Raw genomic sequence first — 18,834 nt, forward strand, 5'->3', positions numbered from 1 at the left:
CAGGTGGTACGTGCGGTTGCGGCGTTTCAGCACGGGCGGTGGCGGGTCGGTGACCTCGGCGGTGCCCGGGTCGTCGTCGAAGTAGGCGGGCATCGTCGGCACACTCCACAGGGCCACCGCCTCCTCCGCCTCCGTGACGTCGGTCCAGAGTCGCGGGGTCGGGGCGGGTCCTCGCCCGGGGCGCAGGATGGCCCGGAGGACGGCGGGACTGTAGATCGTGCGTACACGGAAAGAGGTCAGATGCCGGCGTGGCAGCACGATGCGGATGGACCGCCCGGCCGTGCTGCGGTGCCGGCCGACGACGAAGAGTTTCTCGCCGCCGTCACCCCAGCGGGGTGGTAACACCCAAACCTTCGCCCCGGGGGCGAAGTGCCGGGTGCCGGCTCGGACTTCCAGCCCGCCGACACCCTGTGCGGTCTCCTCGGCAACATTGGCCACGACGCAGTGCGCCAGTGGCTGTGAACCCTTGTCGGTCGCCACCAGGCCATCGTGATCCATTCCGCTGATCAGGGCAATAAGCGAGATCTCACCGACGGCCGGGACGGGGCCGCCGGCGCACCGGAGACAGGGCCGCGGCTTACCGGCTCTCCGCGGTGGAGCCGACCGGAGAGCCGACTGGAGTGCCGCCCGGAGAGCCGCCCGGAGTGCCGCCCGGAGAGCCGACTGGAGTGCCGCCCGGAGAGCCGGCCGTGGCGTCGATCGAGGCCTCGGCTGCGGAGCCGGCTGCGGGGCGGGCCGAAGAATCCGCCGGGGACCCGGCCGAGGGGACACGCGTCGCGCCGCAGGTGTCGTCCGGGTCGACGGCGCGCATGATGCGCCGGGCGATCTCGTGCAACTGCCGCACCTGGGCCTTGGTCAGCGGGTCGAAGACGAGACGGCGTACCTCGTCCACGTGACCGGGCGCCGTCGCCGCGATCTTGTCCCAGCCCTCGTCGGTGAGGGTGGCGAGGGTGTAGCGACCGTCGGTCGGGTCGGGTCGCCGCCGGACCCAGCCGCGTTTCTCCATCCGGGCGACGGCCTGTGACAGCCGGGCCAGGGAGCCCTCGGCGAGCATCGCCAGGACGCTCATCCGCAGGGTCCGTTCGGGCGCCTCGGAGAGCCCGGCGAGAATCCCGTACTCGAAGTGGCTGAGCTCGGCGTCGCGCTGCAACTGGGCGTCCAGCGCCACCGGAAGTCGCATGAAAAGGCTGGTCAGCGCGAGCCAGCTGGCCCGCTCCCCGGGGGTCAGCCACTGCGGCTCGGGCGTCTCCATGCCGCCCATGGTAGCGCAGACATTTAACCGAAGTGACTTGCATGCTTGAGTCAATCTAGCCTACGGTCCACTCAACTGTTTAAGTCAATCCGAAAGACGTGACAATAATGAACATCGTTCTCTGGGTGATCGCCGGCCTGCTCGCGGCCGCGTTCCTGGCCGCCGGCGCGATGAAGGCGACCCAGCCGAGGGAGAAGCTCGTCGCCTCCGGGATGGGCTGGGCCGCCGACTGGCCGGCCGCTTCGATCAAGCTGATCGGTGTGGTGGAGGTGCTGGCCGCGATCGGGCTGATCCTGCCGGCCCTGCTCGACATCGCGCCGGTGCTGGTGCCGCTCGCCGCCTCCGGCCTGGTCATCACCATGATCGGCGCGATCGTGGTGCACGTGCGCCGCAAGGAGTTCCCGATGGTCGCGCCGAACGTGGTGCTGCTGATCCTGGCGGCGGTCGTGGCGTGGGGACGTTTCGGCGCGTACGCGTTCTGACCGGCTGCGTTCCGGCAAACTTATCGATATAGTTCATCGTCTCGGCGCGGTACCGGACGATGGGGCGGACGATGGATCCGGCAGCAGGGCATCGTGGGACAGAGCCGCGGATCACCTCTGACGAACCTGGCGAGCGCGTCACGCGTACCCCCGAGGAAGCGCGGGGAAAACGGTGGTGGAAGCGCCGCACGGTGATCTTGTCGATGGTGCTCGCGGTTCTTCTGCTCTCCTCGATCGGCACGGCGGGGGTCCTGTTCGTGCGGCTCAACGAGTTGTCCGAGGCAGCCCCGGTGCGACCCGCGATGCCACCCCCGCCGCCGCCCCGTCCCGAACCGACTTCCAGCGGCCCGCAGGCCAGTGACCGTCCGGTGCGTTCCGCCGACGATCTGGAACGGGTCTGCGACCGGTGGTACTACCCGGAGTCGCCGAAATACCACGGATCGGCGCCGCACCCGATCGTGATCAGCTCGCGGGACCGCCTCGACCTCGACCATCGGACGGCACGCACGCTGAACCTGGCGGCGTACTCCGGTGGTGCGGCCGACCGTGCGGCCTGGGCGCCGCAGCCGGCGAACGTGCAGCTGGTCGCCTGTCTCGACTTCACCGGCGGCGGCGACGAGTTGCGCAAGTGCGACATCGACGACCCGGAGCCGGAGACGCTGAGCCTCAAGGAGGGGCGGTACCGTCTGGCGGTCTACGAGGTGGCCACCCGGCGCAAGGTCGCCGAGGTGAAGCTGACCGGAGATGACAAGGGCTGCCCCTGGGTGGTGGTGACCGGTTCTGATCGCACCCTCTACAGCACGGTGGCGGACCGTCAGCTCTACGCCGCACTGCGTGGACGGGTGGAGGGCCTCTGATCCCGGCTCCTTATGACTCTGTGTGGCGAGTCTTAAGGAATCCTTTACCGGCGTGCTGGGGGCGGGTGTCTCGGGCATGGTGAACGGGCGCCGTTCCCAGCCCGACTCACCGAGGTGAATCCCCCGTGCCGCTCTCCACCGCCGCCCGATTCCGATACACGCTGGTCGCCGGCTCGACCGCTGTGGTGATCGGGGCGGGCTTCATGGTGGCGGGCGTGGCCTCCGGATCCACCGACGCCACCACGACGAGCCCGGTGAGTGCGCCGATCGCCGTCACCACGGCCCCCGGCGAGTACGGCGACGACGGTCTGCTGACCGATCTGGACGCCTCGGCGTCGATCTCTGCGTCACCGAGCGTGTCCGCTTCCGTCACCCCGTCGGCGTCCGCGTCCGCCAGTCCCAAGGCGTCCGCGAAGGCCTCCCCGACGGTGAAGAAGACGGCGACCACCAAGGCGAAGGCGTCCAGCAGCACGACCAAGAAGGCGGAGGCCGACAGTGCGCCGGCCACCTCGGGAACCGTCGCCGAGCAGGTGCTCGCGCACATCAACGCGGCGCGCGTGGACGAGGGCCTCAAGGCCCTGAAGCTGGACACCGCGCTGTCCACGGCGGCGGCCATGCACACCGAGCTGATGATGGACGGCTGCGGCCTGGAGCACCAGTGCTCCGGCGAGTCCGGCATCGGGGAACGGTTCACCGCGCAGGCCGTCTCGTGGAGCACGGCCGGCGAGAACATCGGCTTCGGCTCCAGCGGCGCCAGTGACGCCGCCAAGATCGACGCCGCCAACGGGCTCACCGACTCGATGCTGGCCGAGGTGGCGCCGAACGACGGTCACCGCAAGAACCTGCTCAACGCCGACTTCACCCGGATCGGCCTGAGCATCGTTCGCGACACGAAGGGCATCACGTGGATGACTCAGGACTTCGTCGGCTGATCCCGCTCTACACCACGCCCCTGCAGCAGGGGGGTGGAGCGCCGCCACAGCGGGCCCTCGCCGTCCTTGCGGCGGCGGGCGATTCCGGACAGCGCCTCCAGCACCACCCGGTTGCCGAGCATCGCGGTGATCTCCGCGTGGTCGAACGGCGGCGACACCTCGACGATGTCCATGCCGACGACCGGAAGCTCGTGGCAGATCCGGGAGACGGCGTCGAGTAGCTGCCGGGCGGTCAGGCCGCCCGGTTCCGGCGTGCCGGTCCCCGGGGCGTGCCCGGGGTCGCAGACGTCGATGTCCACCGACAGGAAGACCCCGTCGCACTCGTCGAGGGCGATGGTGAACGCGCTGTCCAGTACCGCGTCCAGGCCGCGTTCCACGATCTCGCTCATGTGGAACGAGTTCATCCGCTGGTCGGCCATCCAGTCCAGCACGTCCGGGCCCGGCCAGTAGCCGCGCAGTCCCAGCTGGAGGAACCGGTCGCCGCGGACCGCACCGGACTCGATCAGGCGGCGCATCGGCTGGCCGTGGCCGTACAGCGAGCCGAACTCGATGTGCCCGGTGTCGGCGTGCGCGTCGAAGTGGATGACCGAGACCCGTTGCGGCGGGTGCGCGCGGGACACGCCGGTGACGTCCGGCCAGGTGACGGTGTGGTCGCCGCCCAGGATCAGCGGGATCGCCCCGTGACCGGCGACGAACGCGACGGCCTCCTCGATGGTCCGGCAGCTGCGCTCGACGTCCCCGCTGAACACCTCCAGGTCGCCGGCGTCCTTGACGGTCAGGTCGTCGCGCAGGGCGTCGACCCGCATCGCCATGTGCGGGCGGGACCCGTCGTGCGGCAGATAGTCGGTCCCCCTGATCACCTGTGGGCCGAACCGGGCGCCGGGGCGGTGCGACGTGCCGCCGTCGAAGGGCGCGCCGATGACGACGACGTCGGCGTCCGCGTACGTCTCCGGCTCCTGCCAGTCGCACGCCGGTACGCCGAGGAACGTGTAGTCCGGGCCGTACATGGGTCCGTAGCGGGTCACATCGAGCACCGTATCGTGCGATCTTGGTCCTGTGCGGCGGAGCGGCCGCCCGCTTAAGGTTCAGCGGTGTTCGAATTCTTGAAGGCCTTCCTCCGGCGGCTCGCCGGCGCGCCGGAGCGGCAGCCGGTCGAGACCGCTCCCCCCGCTCCTGAAAGGCCGGCTCCGAAGCCGGCGGGCCCGAAGCCGGCGGCTCCCCAGCCCGTGCGGCGTGCTCCCCGCCCGGTCCCCCCGCCGCAGCAGGGACGCCAGCTCGCCTACGCCCCCGATCTGGACGGCGACGCCGATCCCGGTGAGATCGTCTGGACCTGGGTCCCCTATGAGGACGACCCGGACCAGGGCAAGGACCGTCCCGTCCTGGTCGTCGGCCGTGACGCCGGCAGCCTGCTCGGCCTGATGCTGTCCAGCCAGAGCGAGCGGGACGGCCAGCGCCACTGGCTGGCCCTCGGCCCGGGGGAGTGGGACCGGGAGAACCGTCCGAGCTGGGTCCGGCTGGACCGGGTGCTGGACATCGAGGAGGACGGCATCCGCCGGGAGGGCGCGGTCCTGGACCGCCCGCGTTTCGACCGGGTGGCCGCGATCCTGCGCCGCAACTACGGCTGGCCGTGATCCGTCGGATGACCGTCACCGGATAGCGTTGCGGACATGGATTCCGACGTGATGGCCGGTTTCGGGGGAAAGCAGGCGTGGCTCGCCGTACGCGACGGCGAGCCCGCCGCCGTGCTCGCGGCGCTCGGCCTGCGCGATCTCGGATCGGCGCCCTGGCGCGACGGCCTGGACCTGGCGCACCTGACCGACGACCGGGTGGCGGTCACTCCACCGCTGCCCGGCGCTCTCGGCCACGGCTGGGTGCTGGCCGTCGGCCGGCATCTGATGCGCGCCGACCCGGACGTCGTGGCCCTGTCCGAGAAGCTGGACACCGAGGTGCAGTTCTTCGCCACGCACCGGACCACCGAGCTGCACCGGTGGCGCCGGGCGGCCGGCGGTGAGCTGCTGCGGGCGTTCGGATACGTGGGGCAGACCGGCGAGGTCACCTCGTGGTTCGGCGAGCCCGACCCGGCGGAACGTGACGCGGGGCTGCCCGGTGAGCTCGACGACGAGACGAGCGTGCTGCTCGTCGAACGGGACGTCTTCCGGGTGGCCGCCGCGTGGAGCATCGACCCGACCACCCTGACCGGGCGTGCGCCCGGGCCGCTGCGCATCGGCGCGGTGGACTGAGCCTTCGGAGGGCGTACATGCGCAAATACGTGATCATGGGGGTTCAGGGCAGTGGCAAGGGCACCCAGAGCCAACTGCTCGCCGGTGACCTCAACCTGGTGCACATCAGCGTGGGCGACATCTTCCGGTGGAACGTACGGAACCGGACCAAGCTCGGCGCCCAGGTCCGCCGGATCATGGCGGCCGGCGACCTGGTCGGTGACGACATCGTCGAGGAGGTCGTCCGCGAGCGCCTGACGCAGCACGACTGGAACTTCGGGTTCCTCATCGACGGCTTTCCGCGCAACGGCCGGCAGGCCGAGTTCTTCATGGAGAGCTACGACATCGACGCGGTGATCCATCTCGAGCTGCCCGACGACGAGGTCCGCCGCCGGGTGCTCAGCCGCCGGCTCTGTCCCGGCTGCGGCATGGACTACAACCTGATCGCCGACCGGCCCTCCCAGGAGGGCCGCTGCGACATCTGCGGGCACGAGCTGATCACCCGGGCGGACGACACCCCGGAGGCGCTGGAGGCCCGCCTGCGCGACTACCACGAGAAGACCCGCCCGGTGCTGGAGCAGTTCCGGCGCAAGGAGGTCGTGCACGACGTGGACGCGCGCCCGCCGGCCGACGACGTTCAGCAGGCGATCCGGGAGACTCTGGGTCTGCCGGCTTACAAGCCGCAGGGTTGACGCCCTCCGTAACATCCCGGTGATGACCATCACACGTGATGAGGTGGCCGGGTACGCGGTCCGCGACCTGGCCACCGACCTGGGCCGCTGGTTCGCCGACCGTGAGCCGGCGGACCTGTCCGGGGGCGATGTCCGTCCGGTCGCGCCGTTCCTGGACCGTCTGCCGCCGGAGTCGGCCGCCGCGCTGACCGCTTTCGACGCCCTGGTGCGTTCCGGGCGGTTCCCGAACGTGCTCGATGTCGCCGACTGGTCGTACGGCTTCGACTTCGCCGCCAACGGGTGCGGGATCGTCGACGCCGACTACGAGACCACGGTGACCGATGACGAGGTGTACTCGATCGGCGCGGACGGCGGCGGCAACCTCTACGTGGTGTTGACCGATGGCCGGGTGGCCGTCTGGTTCCACGAGGAGGAGGTCCTCGAGGGCGACACCCGCTTCGACGACCTGGACATGTTCCTGTGGTCGATCGTCCGGTTCGCGGCGGTTCGGGCCGGCCGGTTGAGTCGTGCCGATGTCGAGGCGGACTTCCGTGCCCTGGGGCAGGACGGCGCGCTGCACCCCGAGTTGGGACTTCTGGCGCGACTTTCTCACGGTGAGTGAGCAGAGCTAAACCCACACAACCGGGCATGACCCGCGGATCTTTGTTGATTCGCCTGGTCCATCTTGTTACTGCCAGTGTGTCCGGTATCTCGTCTGGTACCTGTTTGGTCCCTCGCGGCCGCGAAAAAGATGCCGTGTAAGGAGACTGAAATCTCTTTGACATATTGCGTTCGGGCAGAAGCGGGCGTAAACAAAGACAAAGCCAAAACGAGCCAGGCGGTGAGCACGGATGTACGCGGAGGAACGCCAGCAGGAGATAGTGCGGCGAGCCCGTGCCGAAGGGCGGGTGGACGTCGTCACGCTGGCCGAGTCCTTCGGTGTCACCGCCGAGACGATCCGGCGTGACCTGACCGGACTCGAGCGTGCCGGAGTGCTGCGCCGGGTGCACGGCGGTGCGATCCCGGTGGAGCGTCTCGGTTTCGAGCCGGCCCTCGCGACCCGCGACGCCGTGTTGATAAGCGAGAAGGAGCGGATCGCCAAGGCGGCGCTCGCCGAGATCCCCGAGGACGGCGCGATCATCCTCGACGCGGGGAGCACCACGGCGCGCCTCGCCCAGCTGCTGCCGGCCGACCGCGAGCTCACCGTGGTGGTGAACTCGCCGGTGCTGGCCGCCACCCTGGGCCTCAAGCCGAACCTGACCGTGCTGCTGCTCGGCGGCCGGGTGCGGGGCAAGACGATGGCCACGGTCGACGACTGGGCGCTGCAGCCGCTCTCCGAGATGTATGTCGACGTCGCCTTCATGGGCACCAACGGTTGCTCGGTGGAGCGCGGCATGACGACCCCCGACCCGGCCGAGGCCGCGGTCAAACGGGCGATGATCACCGCCGCCCGGCGGGTGGTGCTGCTCGCCGATCACACGAAGATCGGTAACGACTATCTGGCCCGGTTCGGCGGTCTCGCCGACCTGGACCTGCTGATCACCGACAACGGTCTCGACGGCGAGCTCGCCGCCGAGGTCGAGGTCACCGGCGTCCGGGTGGTGCGCGCATGATCCTCACTGTCACTCTCAACCCGAGCGTCGACCGGGCTCTCGAACTCGACGTGCTGGTCCGCGGCGAGGTCCTGCGGGCCGGCGACTCGCACATCGATCCGGGCGGCAAGGGCGTCAACGTCTCACGGGCACTGCTGGCCAACGGCGTGCGGTCCACCGCGGTGGTGCCGGCCGGCGGCGCCGAGGGCGACCAGCTGGTCGACATGCTCAAGGCCGAGGGCGTCGACATGCTCGCCGTGCCGATCGCCGGCCGGACCCGGTCCAACATCACCCTGGCCGAGCCGGACGGCACGGTCACCAAGATCAACGAAGCCGGGCCGGTGCTCTCCGAGTCCGAGTTCACCCAGATCTGCGAAGCGGTGCTGACCGCCGCGGGCTCGGCCGAGTGGGTCGTGCTCTGCGGCAGCCTGCCACCGGGGCTGCCGATCGAGGCGTTCACCGGGCTCTGCGAGCGACTGGTCACGGCCGGCGTGCGGGTCGCGGTGGACAGCAGCGGCCCCGCGCTGCGTGCCGGTGTCGCCGCCGGTGCCGCGCTGGTCAAGCCCAACCGTGAGGAGCTGGCCGAGGCGGTCGGCACCGAGCTGGTGGCCCTGGGCGACGTGCTGGCCGCCTGCGACAAGCTCCGCGAGGCGGGCGCCGGGACCGTGCTGGCCAGCCTCGGCTCGGAGGGTGCGGTGCTCGTCGACGACTCCGGCGTGCTGATCGGCGCCGCGCCGGTGAGCGTGCCGCGCAGCACGGTCGGCGCCGGCGACGCGATGCTCGCGGGTTTCCTCGGCGCCGGCGCGAACGGCGAGGCCGCGCTGATCGAGGGCCTGGCCTGGGGCGCGGCGGCGGTCAGCCTGCCGGGCAGCCGGATGCCGGGCCCGGGCGACCTCGATCGCACCCACATCCGCATCGATCGCGATCCGGATCCTCTGCGGCGCCTGCGCCGCGACTAGACCACCGGCGGATCCACGCCGGCGTTTGTTACAAAGTCACAAAATCACCCCATTCACCCTTCTTAGCGGGCCGGCGCTCCTCCCGAACCCGCCAACGAATGGAGACCCCCTCATGAGCTCTTCATACACCCCCGAGGTGTCCGGAGCCGGGTTCCGCGCCCGGGTCCAGAAGCTCGGTGGACACCTCGCGGGCATGGTCATGCCGAACATCGGCGCGATCATCGCCTGGGGTCTGATCACCGCTCTGTTCATCCCGGTCGGCTGGATTCCGAACGAGAACCTGGCCGAACTCGTCGACCCGATGATCAAGTACCTGCTGCCGGTGCTCATCGGTTACACCGGCGGCCGGATGGTGCACGGGCAGCGCGGCGCGGTCGTCGGCGCCACCGCCACCATGGGTGTCATCGTCGGTGCGGACGTGCCGATGTTCCTCGGCGCGATGATCATCGGCCCGCTGACCGCGTACGTTCTGCGCCTCTTCGACAACGCGATCGAGGGCAGGATCAAGCCCGGCTTCGAGATGCTGGTGGACAACTTCTCGGCCGGCATCATCGGTGGTGGCTTCGCGATCCTCGGCAAGCTCGCCATCGGCCCGGTCGTCAACGCGCTCACCAAGGTCGCCGGCAACGGCGTCGACTGGCTGCTCGACCACAGCCTGATGCCGCTCGCCTCGGTGCTCGTCGAGCCGGCCAAGGTGCTCTTCCTGAACAACGCCATCAACCACGGCGTCTTCAGCCCGCTCGGTGTGCAGCAGGTCGCGGAGAACGGCAAGTCGATCCTGTTCATGATCGAGTCGAACCCCGGCCCCGGCCTGGGCCTGCTCCTCGCGTACTTCTTCTTCGGACCGAAGTCGCTGCGCCCGACCACCCCGGCCGCGATGATCATCCACTTCTTCGGCGGCATCCACGAGATCTACTTCCCGTACGTGCTGATGAAGCCCCGCCTGATCCTCGCCCTGATGGCCGGCGGTTCGGCCGGCGTCGCGACCTTCATGATCACCGGTGCCGGCACCGTCGCCTCCCCGGCGCCGGGCAGCATCTTCGCCTTCGCCGCGGTCACCGCCAAGGGTTCGCACGTCGGCATGTTCCTCGGTGTCCTGGTCGCCGCCGCGGTCACCTTCGGTGTCGCCTCCGCCCTGCTGGGCTTCGGCAAGCTCAAGTCCGACCAGGAGCCGGACGAGACCGACGACTCGGTCGCCGAGGAGACCACTCCCGAGGTCGAGACCACGACCGTCCCGCAGCAGCGTTCCGCCGATGAGCCGGAGACCGCTGAGCCCGTGGACACCCGCAAAGAGAACGCGTAACCCCCCTCCCCAACCGGACGAAACCCCAGACCGAACGGAGCCCGGCGATGGCCACCATCAACGGCAAAGACATCAAGAAGCTCGTCGTCGCCTGTGACGCGGGCATGGGCAGCAGCGTCATGCTCGCCAGCACCCTGCGCAAGCAGCTCGGCAAGAGTGGCGTCACCGTGGAGCACACCCCGGTGAACTCGATCCCCGCCGACGCCGACGTGGTGATCTGCCACAGCGGCCTGGCGGCCCGGGCCCGTTCGGTCGCCCCCAGCACGCCGATCGTGCCGTTCCAGATCTTCCTGGGCGACCCGGCGGTCACCAAGGTGGTCAAGGCCATCCAGAACGGCAGCGACCTCAATGTCTGAGCTGCTGGACCCGCGGGCCATCCGGCTGTCCGAGACGGCAGCCGACCGGGACGAGGCGATCCGCCGCTGCGGCGCGGCGCTCGTCGAGATCGGCGCCGCCGAGCCCGGCTACGTCGACACGATGCTCGCCCGGGAGAAGTCCATCTCCACGTACGTCGGCGAGGGTGTCGCCATTCCACACGGCACCCTCGGCGGCAAGGAACTGGTGAAGCGTGACGCCCTCGCGGTGCTGCGCTTCCCCGAAGGGGTCGACTGGGACGGCGAACAGGTGACGGTCTGCGTCGCCATCGCCGCCGCCGGCAACGGCCACGTCGAGCTGCTCGCGGCGCTGGCCGAGGTGCTGCTCGACGAAGATCAGGCCCGCGAACTGCGCGAGGCCACCGAAACCGACACCGTAGTACGGCTACTGGGGTCGATCCAGGAGGACAGCAAGTCATGAAGGTCGTACGTTTCCACGCCCCCGGCGACGTCCGCTTCGAGGAGGCGCCGGAACCCACCGTCGGTCCCGGTGAGGTGAAGATCCGCGTCCGGAACTGCTCGACCTGCGGCACGGACGTCAAGATCTCCAAGTTCGGGCACCACCACATCCACCCGCCGCGGGTCATGGGCCACGAGATCGCCGGCGAGGTCGTCGAGACCGGCGAGGGCGTCGAGGGCTGGTCCGCCGGCGACCGCGTCCAGGTCATCGCCGCCATCCCGTGCGGCGAGTGTGCCGAGTGCAAGCGCGGCCGGATGACGATCTGCCCGAACCAGGTCTCGATGGGCTACCACTTCGAGGGCGGCTTCGCCCAGTACATGGTGGTCCCCAAGGAGGTCCTGAAGGTCGACGGTCTCAACCGGATCCCGGACGGCGTCTCGTTCGCCGAGGCGTCCGTGGCCGAGCCGCTGGCCTGCGCCCTCAACGCGCAGAACCTGGCCCGTGTCGGCGAGGGTGACGACGTGGTCGTGATCGGATCCGGCCCGATCGGCTGCCTGCACGTCCGGCTGGCCCGGGCCCGCGGCGCCGCCCGGGTCTTCCTGGTCGAGCTGAGCCGCCAGCGTCTGGAGATGGCCGCCAACCTGGTCAAGCCGGACGCCGCGATCTGCGCCGGTGAGGTCGACCCGATCGAGGAGGTGCTGAAGCTGACCGACGGCCGCGGCGCCGACGTGATCATCACCGCCGCCGCCTCGGGCAAGGCGCAGGAGCAGGCCATCCAGATGGCCGCCCGGCAGGGCCGGATCAGCTTCTTCGGTGGTCTTCCCAAGGACAAGCCGACCATCACCTGCGACTCCAACCTGGTGCACTACCGGGAGCTGATGATCATCGGCGCCAACGGGTCCAGCCCGGACCACAACAAGCAGGCCCTGGAACTGGTCGCCACCGGCGCCGTGCCCGTCGCCGACCTGATCACCCACCGGCTTCCGCTGGAACAGGCGATCGAGGCGTTCGGCATCGTCGAGCGCGGCGAGGCCATCAAGGTCACCATCGAGCCCTGATCGGGGATAGGGAGATAACCATGCCTACGCGCACCGTTGCCGTCGGTTCCTCCAGCGGTCTGCACGCCCGGCCCGCCAAGCTGTTCGTCGAGGCCGCCGCGGCCGCGCCGGTCAAGGTCACCATCCGGGTCGGTGACAAGAAGGCGGTGCCCGCCAAGAGCATGCTGTCGGTGCTCGCCCTCGGTGCCAAGAAGGGCACCGAGGTCACCCTCGAGGCCGACGGTGACGGCGCCGACGAGGCCCTGGACGGCCTCGCCGCGCTGCTCGCCCGGGACCTCGACGCCGAAGAGCCGAGCGATGCCTGAGCAGGCCGCCCTCTCCGGGATCGGCGTCTGTGCCGGTGTCGCCGCCGGTCCGCTGCTGCGGATCGCGGCGGTGCCGGCGCTGCCCCCGCCGGCCCCGGTCGCCGACGTCGAGGCCGAGGTGGGCCGGGCGGTCGCCGCGCTCGCCGCGGTGGTCGCCGAACTGACCCGGCGTGCCGACCGGGCGACCGACGCGACCGTCGCCGAGGTGCTGCGCGCCGAGGCCCTGATGGCCGACGACGAGGAACTGCGGGACGGCGTCCGGGAGCACATCGAGGACGGTAAGGACGCGGTACACGCGATCGACGCCGCCTTCGCCGCCTTCCGGGAGATGTTCGAGGCCGCCGGCGGCTATCTCGCCGAGCGGGTCGCCGACCTCGACGACCTGCGGGACCGTGCGGTGGCGAGCCTGCTGGGGCTGCCCATGCCGGGCGTGCCGCAGCCGGGGCACCCCTACGTGCTGGCCGCCCGTGACCTCTCGCCGGCCGACACCGCCGACCTCGACCCCGGGCAGGTGGTCGCGCTGGTGACCGAGGTGGGCGGTCCGACCAGCCACACCGCGATCCTGGCCCGCGCGCTGGGCATGCCCGCGGTGGTCACCTGCCCCGGGATCCTGGACGTCGCGGACGGCACGCTGGTGCTCGTCGACGGCGCCACCGGCCAGGTCGGCGTGGGTGTCGACGAGGCGACGGCCGAGGCCGCGATCAAGGCGGCGGAGACGTCGGCTGCCGCGGCGGCGTCGCTGACCGGCCCGGGCGAGACCTCTGACGGGTACGCCGTGAAGCTCCTCGCCAACGTCGGTTCGGCGAAGAACGTCCCGGCCGCGGACGAGGCCCACGCCGAGGGCGTCGGCCTGTTCCGTACCGAGTTGCTGTTCCTCGACCGTGCCCACGAGCCGTCGCACGCCGAGCAGGTCACGGCGTACCGCGAGGTGTTCGCCGCGATGGCCGGCCGGCGCGTCGTCATCCGTACGCTGGATGCGGGTGCCGACAAGCCGCTGCCGTTCCTGAACCAGGAGGGTGAGCCCAACCCGGCCCTGGGTGTCCGGGGTCTGCGCATCGCGCGGCAGCGCCCGGAGGTGCTCACCACGCAGCTCGCGGCCATCGCCGAGGCCCGTGAGGGCATCGACGTGGATGTCTGGGTGATGGCGCCGATGGTCTCCACCGTCACCGAGGCCGCCGCCTTCGCGGCCGCGGTGCACGACGCCGGCCTGCCCAAGGCCGGCGTGATGATCGAGGTGCCGGCCGCCGCGCTGCGGGCCGCGGACCTGTTGAAGGTGGTCGACTTCCTCAGCATCGGCACCAACGACCTGAGCCAGTACACCTTCGCCGCGGACCGGATGTGCGGTGCGCTGGCCGACCTGCTCGACCCGTGGCAGCCGGCGTTGCTGCAGCTCATCGGGATCTGCGGGGAGGCAGGGCGGCAGGCGGGCAAACCGGTCGGGGTGTGCGGGGAGGCGGCGGCCGATCCGGCGCTCGCCCCGGTGCTCGTCGGTCTCGGTGTGACCAGCCTGTCCATGTCGCCGCGGGCGTTGCCGGCGGTCCGTGCGTCGCTGGCAGGACTCAGTCACGACGACTGCAAGCGGCTGGCCGGCCTGGCGGTCGCCGCGCCGGACGCCGCAGAGGCTCGCAAGCTGGTGAGCTGATTTTCTTGTTTTTCAGGGCCCCACCATCCGGTGGGGCCCTTTTCCGCTCAGCTGAACGGGAATCCCGCGGGGAGCGTCGGGGCCTCGGGCGCGGGCATGTGCTCCATCAGGTCGATCACGGTCAGCAGCGCGGCCGGGGCGTCCGGCGTGCCGGTCATCGTGACGACCTTCTTCTTGGAGCCGTCGGCGTATCCGACCTCCAGTTCGTAGCGGTACCGGTCGCAGCACTGCTTGGCCGGCAGGTACTTCGGCCCGAGGGCGCGGAACGCCGGCGTCGAGGCGGCCTTCATCACCTTGCGGGCGTGCGGGGTGTCGCGTCCGGCGACGGCGAAGACGGCGGTGGCGCCGGTGATCCCGCCGCTGCGGGCGAGCGCGACGGCCAGGGCCACAGGGGCCGACGGCGCGGCCGGGGCCGGGGGGGCCGACGGCGCGGCCAGGGCCGGCTCGACGGCGGTCGCCGTGAGCCCGCCGAGGAGCACCGTCGCCGCGACGGCGTAGCGGGAAAGCCTGCTCATGGTCATAACCGGCACAGTATCGCCCGGAAAGCTAGTAATGCGGACAAAACGCCATAGTTCCTCCGCGTTACAGTATTGACACACGTCGATTAACAAATGACTCTGTTGGGAGCGCTCCCGCCCCCGGAGGTTCCCCATGCGCCGATCCCTCACCGCAGTCCTCGTCCTTCTGGCCGCGATCCTGCTGCCCCCGTCACCGGCACGGGCCGCGGCCGGGGACGGGTCACCCAGCGACACCAACATCAGCTTCGTCGGGCGGTGGAACAAGACCAACGCCTCCGCCTACGTGCCCTACTGGGCCGGCGCCTACCTGCGAACCGGGTTCACCGGCACCACGGTCAAGCTCAAGCAGCGCAACACCATCGAACTGTGGGCGTCCATCGACGGCAAGGCGTACACGAAGTTCAGCGGATCCGGCACGATCAACCTGACACCGACGCCGCTCGCCAACGGCACCCACACGCTGATCGTCAGCTACCGCCAGGTGGCCGGCTCCTACACCGGGGACGCCGTCTTCCAGGGTCTGACGCTCGACTCCGGCAAGACCACGGTCAAACCGGCCGCCCGCACCAAGCTCGTCGAGTTCGTCGGCGACTCGATCACCGCCGGCACCACCAGTAGCCAGCTCGCGGTGACCGACTACGGATACGTGACCGGCGAACGACTGGGCGCCGACCACACCCAGATCGCCATCGGCGGGATGTGCCTGTCCGAGACCACCGACGGCTGCTGGGCGCACGAGACCCGGTACTGGATGTCCAGCGGCGGCCAGGCCGGCACCGACGCGTGGGACTTCTCCCGCTACACCGCGAGTGCGGTCGTGATCAACCTGGGCACCAACGACAAGAGCCACGGGGTCACCGGCCCCGACTTCCAGGCCGACTACACCACGTTCCTCACGAGGATCCGGGCCAAGTACCCGAACGCCACGCTCTTCGCCATGCGGACGTTCATCGGCCGGTACGCCGCCGAGACCCAGGCCGCCGTCCAGGCCCGCAACGCCGCCGGCGACGCGAACGTCAGGTACATCGACACCACCGGCTGGCTGCCCTCGGACGGTCTCAGCGACTCGGTGCACCCCAACGACAAGGGACACCTGGCCATCGCCGACCGGCTGACACCGATCCTCTCGTCGGCCGCCGCGCTCTGTGACACCGCGTCGACTACCGCGTCGACTTCCGTGTCGGCTTCCGCGTCGACTTCCGCTTCGACGAAGGCGGCCGCCGTCAAGGTGTGGATGGCCGGCGACTCGACGATGGCCAACGCCAGCGCCTGCCCGATCGGCTGGGGCGCCCGCTTCGCGCCGTACTTCACCACCGACGTCACCGTGCAGAACAGCGCCGTCGGCGGGCGCAGCGTCCAGACCTGGATGTACGAGGGCAACGTCACCAGCACCAAGAACGCCGCCGGGGAGTGCGCGCTCAGCTCGACGGCGTACAGCTCCCGGTGGACGGCCATGCTCGACGCGTCCACCGGCATCAAGAGCGGCGACTACCTGTTCATCCAGTTCGGCATCAACGACGGCGACACCAACTGTCCCCGGCACGTCGGCTCCGCCCGCTTCCAGGAACTGCTCGGCGTGATGGTGGCCGCCGCCAAGTCCCGCGGTGCCACCCCGGTCCTGGTCACCCCGGTCGCCGCGATCACCTGCAGCAGCAGCACCGCCGTCGGCAACCGCGGCTTCGTCACCGAGACCAAGAACGTCGCCGCCTCGGGCGGCGTGCCGGTGATCGACCTGCACGCCCGCAGCGTCGCCCTGTACAACCAGCTCAAGCTCTGCCCGAACAACGGCGACTACACCTCGGGCGCGGTCGGCGCGTTCTTCTGCAACGACCACACTCACTTCGAGGCGGCGGGCGCCACCCAGATCGCCGGGCTGATCGCCACCGCACTGCGCGAGCAGGGCATCGGACTGGCCGCCTACCTCAAGTAGCGCTCAGTCGGCCTGCTTGAGGTCGTACCCCTTCTCGAGCAGCTGGGACTCCACCACATGGCAGACGTGCTCGACGACAGCGAGCCTGGCATAGGGCTTGCTGTCGCCGGGCACGACCGTCCACGGGGCCCGCTTCTTGCCGGTCTCGGTGATCATGTCTTCGACCGCGGCTTCGTACTCCGCGCGCTTGTCACGGTTGCGCCAGTCCTCGTCGGTCAGCTTCCACGACCGCAACGGGTCGTCCGCCCGGTCCTGGAAACGCCGGAGCTGCTCGTCGGGGGAGACGTGCATCCAGAACTTGACCAGGATCATCCCCTCCGCGGTCAGGGTCCGTTCGAACTCGGTGATCTCCCGGTACGCGCGATGCCACTGCTTCTCCGTCGCGAACTTCTCGACCCGTTCCACCAGGACCCGGCCGTACCAGGACCGGTCCAGCACGGTCATCCCGCCCCAGCCGGGCAGCACCGACCAGAACCGCTGCAGGAAATGGTGCCGCTTCTCGTCGTAGGTCGGCGCGGCGAACTGGGACACCCGGACGTGCCGCGGGTCGATCGGCGCGACGAGCCGTTTGATGGCGCCACCCTTGCCGGAGGCGTCCCACCCCTCGAAGACCACGGCCAGCGGCGGGCCGATCCGCTTCTCGCCGAGCTGGCCGCCGAGCAGCAGGCGCAGCCGTAACAGCCGCTGCTGTGCCGCCTCCAGACGGGCCTCGGCCTTCTTCTTCGAGATCTCGAACGGTGGAGCGGTGTCACCCAGATGAGCCATCGGACCAGCATCCCCGAAACCCGCTGTCACCCGCACGGGAGAGTGCGGGAGAATCCGAGGGTGACTTTCGTAGACGACCTGCAGTGGCGCGGACTCATCCAGGACTCGACCGACCCCGACGAGCTGCGCAAAGCACTCGACGGCGACTCGATCACGTTCTATGTGGGTTTCGACCCGACCGCCGCTTCGCTGCACGTCGGTCACCTCATGCAGGTCCTGACCGCCCGCCGTTTCCAACAGGCCGGACACAGGCCGCTGCTGCTCGTCGGCGGCGCCACCGGCCAGATCGGCGACCCGCGCGAGTCCAGCGAGCGCAGCCTCAACCCGCCGGAGATCGTCGAGGGCTGGGTCGGGCGGATCCGTGAGCAGCTCTCGCCCTTCATGAGCTACGAGGGCGACAGCGCCGCCACCATGGTCAACAACCTGGACTGGACCGGCCCGCTCTCCGTCATCGAGTTCCTCCGCGACGTCGGCAAGCACTTCCCGGTCAACAAGATGCTGGCCCGGGACGTGGTGCGCAACCGCCTGGAGAGCGGCATCAGCTTCACCGAGTTCAGCTACCAGCTGCTCCAGGCCAACGACTTCTACCAGCTGCACGTGCGCAACGGATGCAAGCTGCAGTTCGGCGGCTCCGACCAGTGGGGCAACATCACCGCCGGCGTCGACTTCGTGCGCCGCCGGGGTGCCGGGCCGGTGCACGCCTTCGTCACCCCGCTGGTGCTCAAGGCCGACGGCACCAAGTTCGGCAAGACCGCCGGCGGCGCGGTGTGGCTCGACCCGGCCATGACCACGCCGTACAGCTTCTACCAGTTCTGGGTCAACGCCGACGACCGCGACGTCAACCAATACCTGCGTTACTTCAGCTTCAAGAGCCGTGAGGAGCTCGAGGATTTGGAGAAGGCGACGGCGGAGCGCCCGCAGGCGAGGTTGGCACAGAAGGCCCTGGCCGAGGAGATCACCGCGCTCGTGCACGGGCCGGAGGAGGCGCGTCAGGCCATCGCGGCCAGCCAGGCGCTCTTCGGGCGAGGATCCCTGGCGGAGCTCTCCGCGGACACCTTGCGCGCCGCTTTGGGCGAGGCGGGTCTTTTGACGGTACGCGGTGAGCTGCCGACCGTGGGTTCCCTGCTGAAGGAGGCGGGTCTCGTGGCCAGCGCCAACGAGTCACGCCGCACGATCTCCGAGGGCGGCGCCTACCTGAACAACGAGCGGATCACCGACGGTGAGGCGGTGGTTCCGGAAACGGCACTGTTGCACGGCCGCTTCCTCGTCCTCCGAAAGGGTAAGCGCACGTTCGCCGGTGTGGAGATCGTCAAATAGTGCTCTGACCTGCGATTTCTTTATGATCGGCCCGCTGTGACCCACGTCGCGGCGGGCCGATTTGGCGTTGTGGACACGGGGCTGTAATGTTTTCCAAGCCGCCAGGGAGACGGGCGAGCGAACGGGACCTGAAGTCGAGGGCTCGGAGCGGCCGTCCTGGGGGGAAACCCAAGAAATAGTCACGGTGAATCATCGTGTATTGTTTCGCGGGGCTCGAACGGATTTCTCAGCCGATCGAATTCGCCGGAAACGCGGATT

The 18,834-nt window shown here is 69.9% G+C and carries 22 protein-coding genes; 17 read left to right on the forward strand and 5 right to left on the reverse strand.

Translation table 11 applies throughout. The features are described 5' to 3' along the window. Window positions 1-480, reverse strand: a 480-nt coding sequence (locus WH85_RS47930; RefSeq protein WP_157411592.1) for a hypothetical protein, incomplete at its 3' end; no start/stop codon positions are given. Between the two features lie 97 nt (window positions 481-577). Next, on the reverse strand, window positions 578-1,252 hold the full coding sequence (locus WH85_RS43670; RefSeq protein ID WP_083449724.1) for a MarR family transcriptional regulator: 675 nt from the start codon (window positions 1,250-1,252) through the stop codon (window positions 578-580). Between the two features lie 107 nt (window positions 1,253-1,359). On the opposite strand from WH85_RS43670, the gene WH85_RS43675 reads away from it, so the two are divergent. The 3 genes from WH85_RS43675 (at window position 1,360) to WH85_RS43685 (ending at window position 3,523) form a co-directional block, all read left to right on the forward strand. Beyond that, window positions 1,360-1,734, forward strand: coding sequence for a DoxX family protein (locus WH85_RS43675; protein WP_045748096.1), 375 nt, complete (start codon window positions 1,360-1,362; stop codon window positions 1,732-1,734). Between the two features lie 206 nt (window positions 1,735-1,940). Beyond that, window positions 1,941-2,591 carry a hypothetical protein gene (locus tag WH85_RS47935; protein ID WP_157411593.1) on the forward strand — a complete coding sequence of 217 codons (651 nt, stop codon included), beginning with the start codon at window positions 1,941-1,943 and terminating at the stop codon, window positions 2,589-2,591. Window positions 2,592-2,716: 125 nt separating this feature from the next. Then, complete coding sequence (locus WH85_RS43685) at window positions 2,717-3,523, forward strand: CAP domain-containing protein (protein WP_045748097.1); 807 nt, start codon at window positions 2,717-2,719, stop codon at window positions 3,521-3,523. On the opposite strand, the gene speB is transcribed toward WH85_RS43685, so the two are convergent. Next, window positions 3,505-4,548, reverse strand: a complete 1,044-nt coding sequence (speB, locus tag WH85_RS43690; RefSeq protein ID WP_045748116.1) for an agmatinase — start codon at window positions 4,546-4,548, stop codon at window positions 3,505-3,507. The two genes, WH85_RS43685 and speB, sit on opposite strands and share 19 nt — an antisense overlap. 66 nt (window positions 4,549-4,614) lie before the next feature. On the opposite strand from speB, the gene WH85_RS43695 reads away from it, so the two are divergent. The 12 genes from WH85_RS43695 to ptsP all read left to right on the forward strand — a co-directional run bounded on the left by WH85_RS43695 (window position 4,615) and on the right by ptsP (window position 14,046). Next, window positions 4,615-5,154: a type II toxin-antitoxin system PemK/MazF family toxin gene (locus WH85_RS43695; RefSeq protein ID WP_045748098.1), complete on the forward strand. Its 540-nt coding sequence runs from the start codon at window positions 4,615-4,617 to the stop codon at window positions 5,152-5,154. 36 nt (window positions 5,155-5,190) lie between these two features. Beyond that, window positions 5,191-5,763 (forward strand): hypothetical protein, encoded by a 573-nt coding sequence (locus WH85_RS43700; protein ID WP_045748099.1) that lies wholly within the window; start codon window positions 5,191-5,193, stop codon window positions 5,761-5,763. 17 nt (window positions 5,764-5,780) lie between these two features. Beyond that, complete coding sequence (locus WH85_RS43705) at window positions 5,781-6,434, forward strand: adenylate kinase family protein (RefSeq protein WP_045748100.1); 654 nt, start codon at window positions 5,781-5,783, stop codon at window positions 6,432-6,434. A gap of 22 nt (window positions 6,435-6,456) precedes the next feature. Beyond that, window positions 6,457-7,035, forward strand: coding sequence for a hypothetical protein (locus WH85_RS43710; RefSeq protein ID WP_045748101.1), 579 nt, complete (start codon window positions 6,457-6,459; stop codon window positions 7,033-7,035). Window positions 7,036-7,264: 229 nt separating this feature from the next. Next, window positions 7,265-8,026, forward strand: coding sequence for a DeoR/GlpR family DNA-binding transcription regulator (locus tag WH85_RS43715; RefSeq protein WP_045748102.1), 762 nt, complete (start codon window positions 7,265-7,267; stop codon window positions 8,024-8,026). After that, window positions 8,023-8,964, forward strand: coding sequence for a 1-phosphofructokinase (gene pfkB / locus WH85_RS43720; protein ID WP_045748103.1), 942 nt, complete (start codon window positions 8,023-8,025; stop codon window positions 8,962-8,964). The genes WH85_RS43715 and pfkB overlap by 4 nt, the downstream gene beginning before the upstream one ends. Before the next feature lie 112 nt (window positions 8,965-9,076). After that, window positions 9,077-10,267: a mannitol-specific PTS transporter subunit IIC gene (gene mtlA / locus WH85_RS43725; RefSeq protein ID WP_052721235.1), complete on the forward strand. Its 1,191-nt coding sequence runs from the start codon at window positions 9,077-9,079 to the stop codon at window positions 10,265-10,267. Between the two features lie 47 nt (window positions 10,268-10,314). After that, a complete protein-coding gene (locus WH85_RS43730; protein WP_045748104.1) occupies window positions 10,315-10,623 on the forward strand; it encodes a PTS sugar transporter subunit IIBC family protein in 309 nt (102 codons plus the stop codon). Beyond that, the gene (locus WH85_RS43735; protein WP_045748105.1) at window positions 10,616-11,062 is read left to right on the forward strand and encodes a PTS mannitol transporter subunit IIA; all 447 of its coding nucleotides are present in this window, start codon (window positions 10,616-10,618) and stop codon (window positions 11,060-11,062) included. The genes WH85_RS43730 and WH85_RS43735 overlap by 8 nt, the downstream gene beginning before the upstream one ends. Next, the gene (locus tag WH85_RS43740) at window positions 11,059-12,099 is read left to right on the forward strand and encodes a zinc-dependent dehydrogenase (RefSeq protein WP_045748106.1); all 1,041 of its coding nucleotides are present in this window, start codon (window positions 11,059-11,061) and stop codon (window positions 12,097-12,099) included. Before WH85_RS43735 ends, WH85_RS43740 begins: the two co-directional genes overlap by 4 nt. Window positions 12,100-12,119: 20 nt before the next feature. Continuing rightward, the gene (locus WH85_RS43745; RefSeq protein ID WP_045748107.1) at window positions 12,120-12,404 is read left to right on the forward strand and encodes an HPr family phosphocarrier protein; all 285 of its coding nucleotides are present in this window, start codon (window positions 12,120-12,122) and stop codon (window positions 12,402-12,404) included. Continuing rightward, window positions 12,397-14,046 carry a phosphoenolpyruvate--protein phosphotransferase gene (gene ptsP, locus WH85_RS43750; RefSeq protein ID WP_045748108.1) on the forward strand — a complete coding sequence of 550 codons (1,650 nt, stop codon included), beginning with the start codon at window positions 12,397-12,399 and terminating at the stop codon, window positions 14,044-14,046. Before WH85_RS43745 ends, ptsP begins: the two co-directional genes overlap by 8 nt. A 47-nt stretch (window positions 14,047-14,093) precedes the next feature. Here ptsP and WH85_RS43755 read toward each other — a convergent pair whose 3' ends face one another. Continuing rightward, on the reverse strand, window positions 14,094-14,567 hold the full coding sequence (locus tag WH85_RS43755; protein ID WP_157411594.1) for a hypothetical protein: 474 nt from the start codon (window positions 14,565-14,567) through the stop codon (window positions 14,094-14,096). Window positions 14,568-14,697: 130 nt separating this feature from the next. Between WH85_RS43755 and WH85_RS43760 the strand changes: the two genes are divergently transcribed. After that, the gene (locus WH85_RS43760) at window positions 14,698-16,494 is read left to right on the forward strand and encodes a GDSL-type esterase/lipase family protein (RefSeq protein ID WP_045748110.1); all 1,797 of its coding nucleotides are present in this window, start codon (window positions 14,698-14,700) and stop codon (window positions 16,492-16,494) included. Between the two features lie 3 nt (window positions 16,495-16,497). On the opposite strand, the gene WH85_RS43765 is transcribed toward WH85_RS43760, so the two are convergent. Further along, window positions 16,498-17,259 (reverse strand): polyphosphate kinase 2 family protein, encoded by a 762-nt coding sequence (locus WH85_RS43765; RefSeq protein WP_045748111.1) that lies wholly within the window; start codon window positions 17,257-17,259, stop codon window positions 16,498-16,500. A gap of 60 nt (window positions 17,260-17,319) precedes the next feature. Between WH85_RS43765 and tyrS the strand changes: the two genes are divergently transcribed. Next, a complete protein-coding gene (tyrS, locus tag WH85_RS43770; protein ID WP_245674354.1) occupies window positions 17,320-18,576 on the forward strand; it encodes a tyrosine--tRNA ligase in 1,257 nt (418 codons plus the stop codon). The last annotated feature ends 258 nt before the right edge of the window (window positions 18,577-18,834 follow it).

This window comes from Actinoplanes rectilineatus (assembly GCF_000962825.1).
GTDB lineage: Bacteria > Actinomycetota > Actinomycetes > Mycobacteriales > Micromonosporaceae > Actinoplanes > Actinoplanes rectilineatus.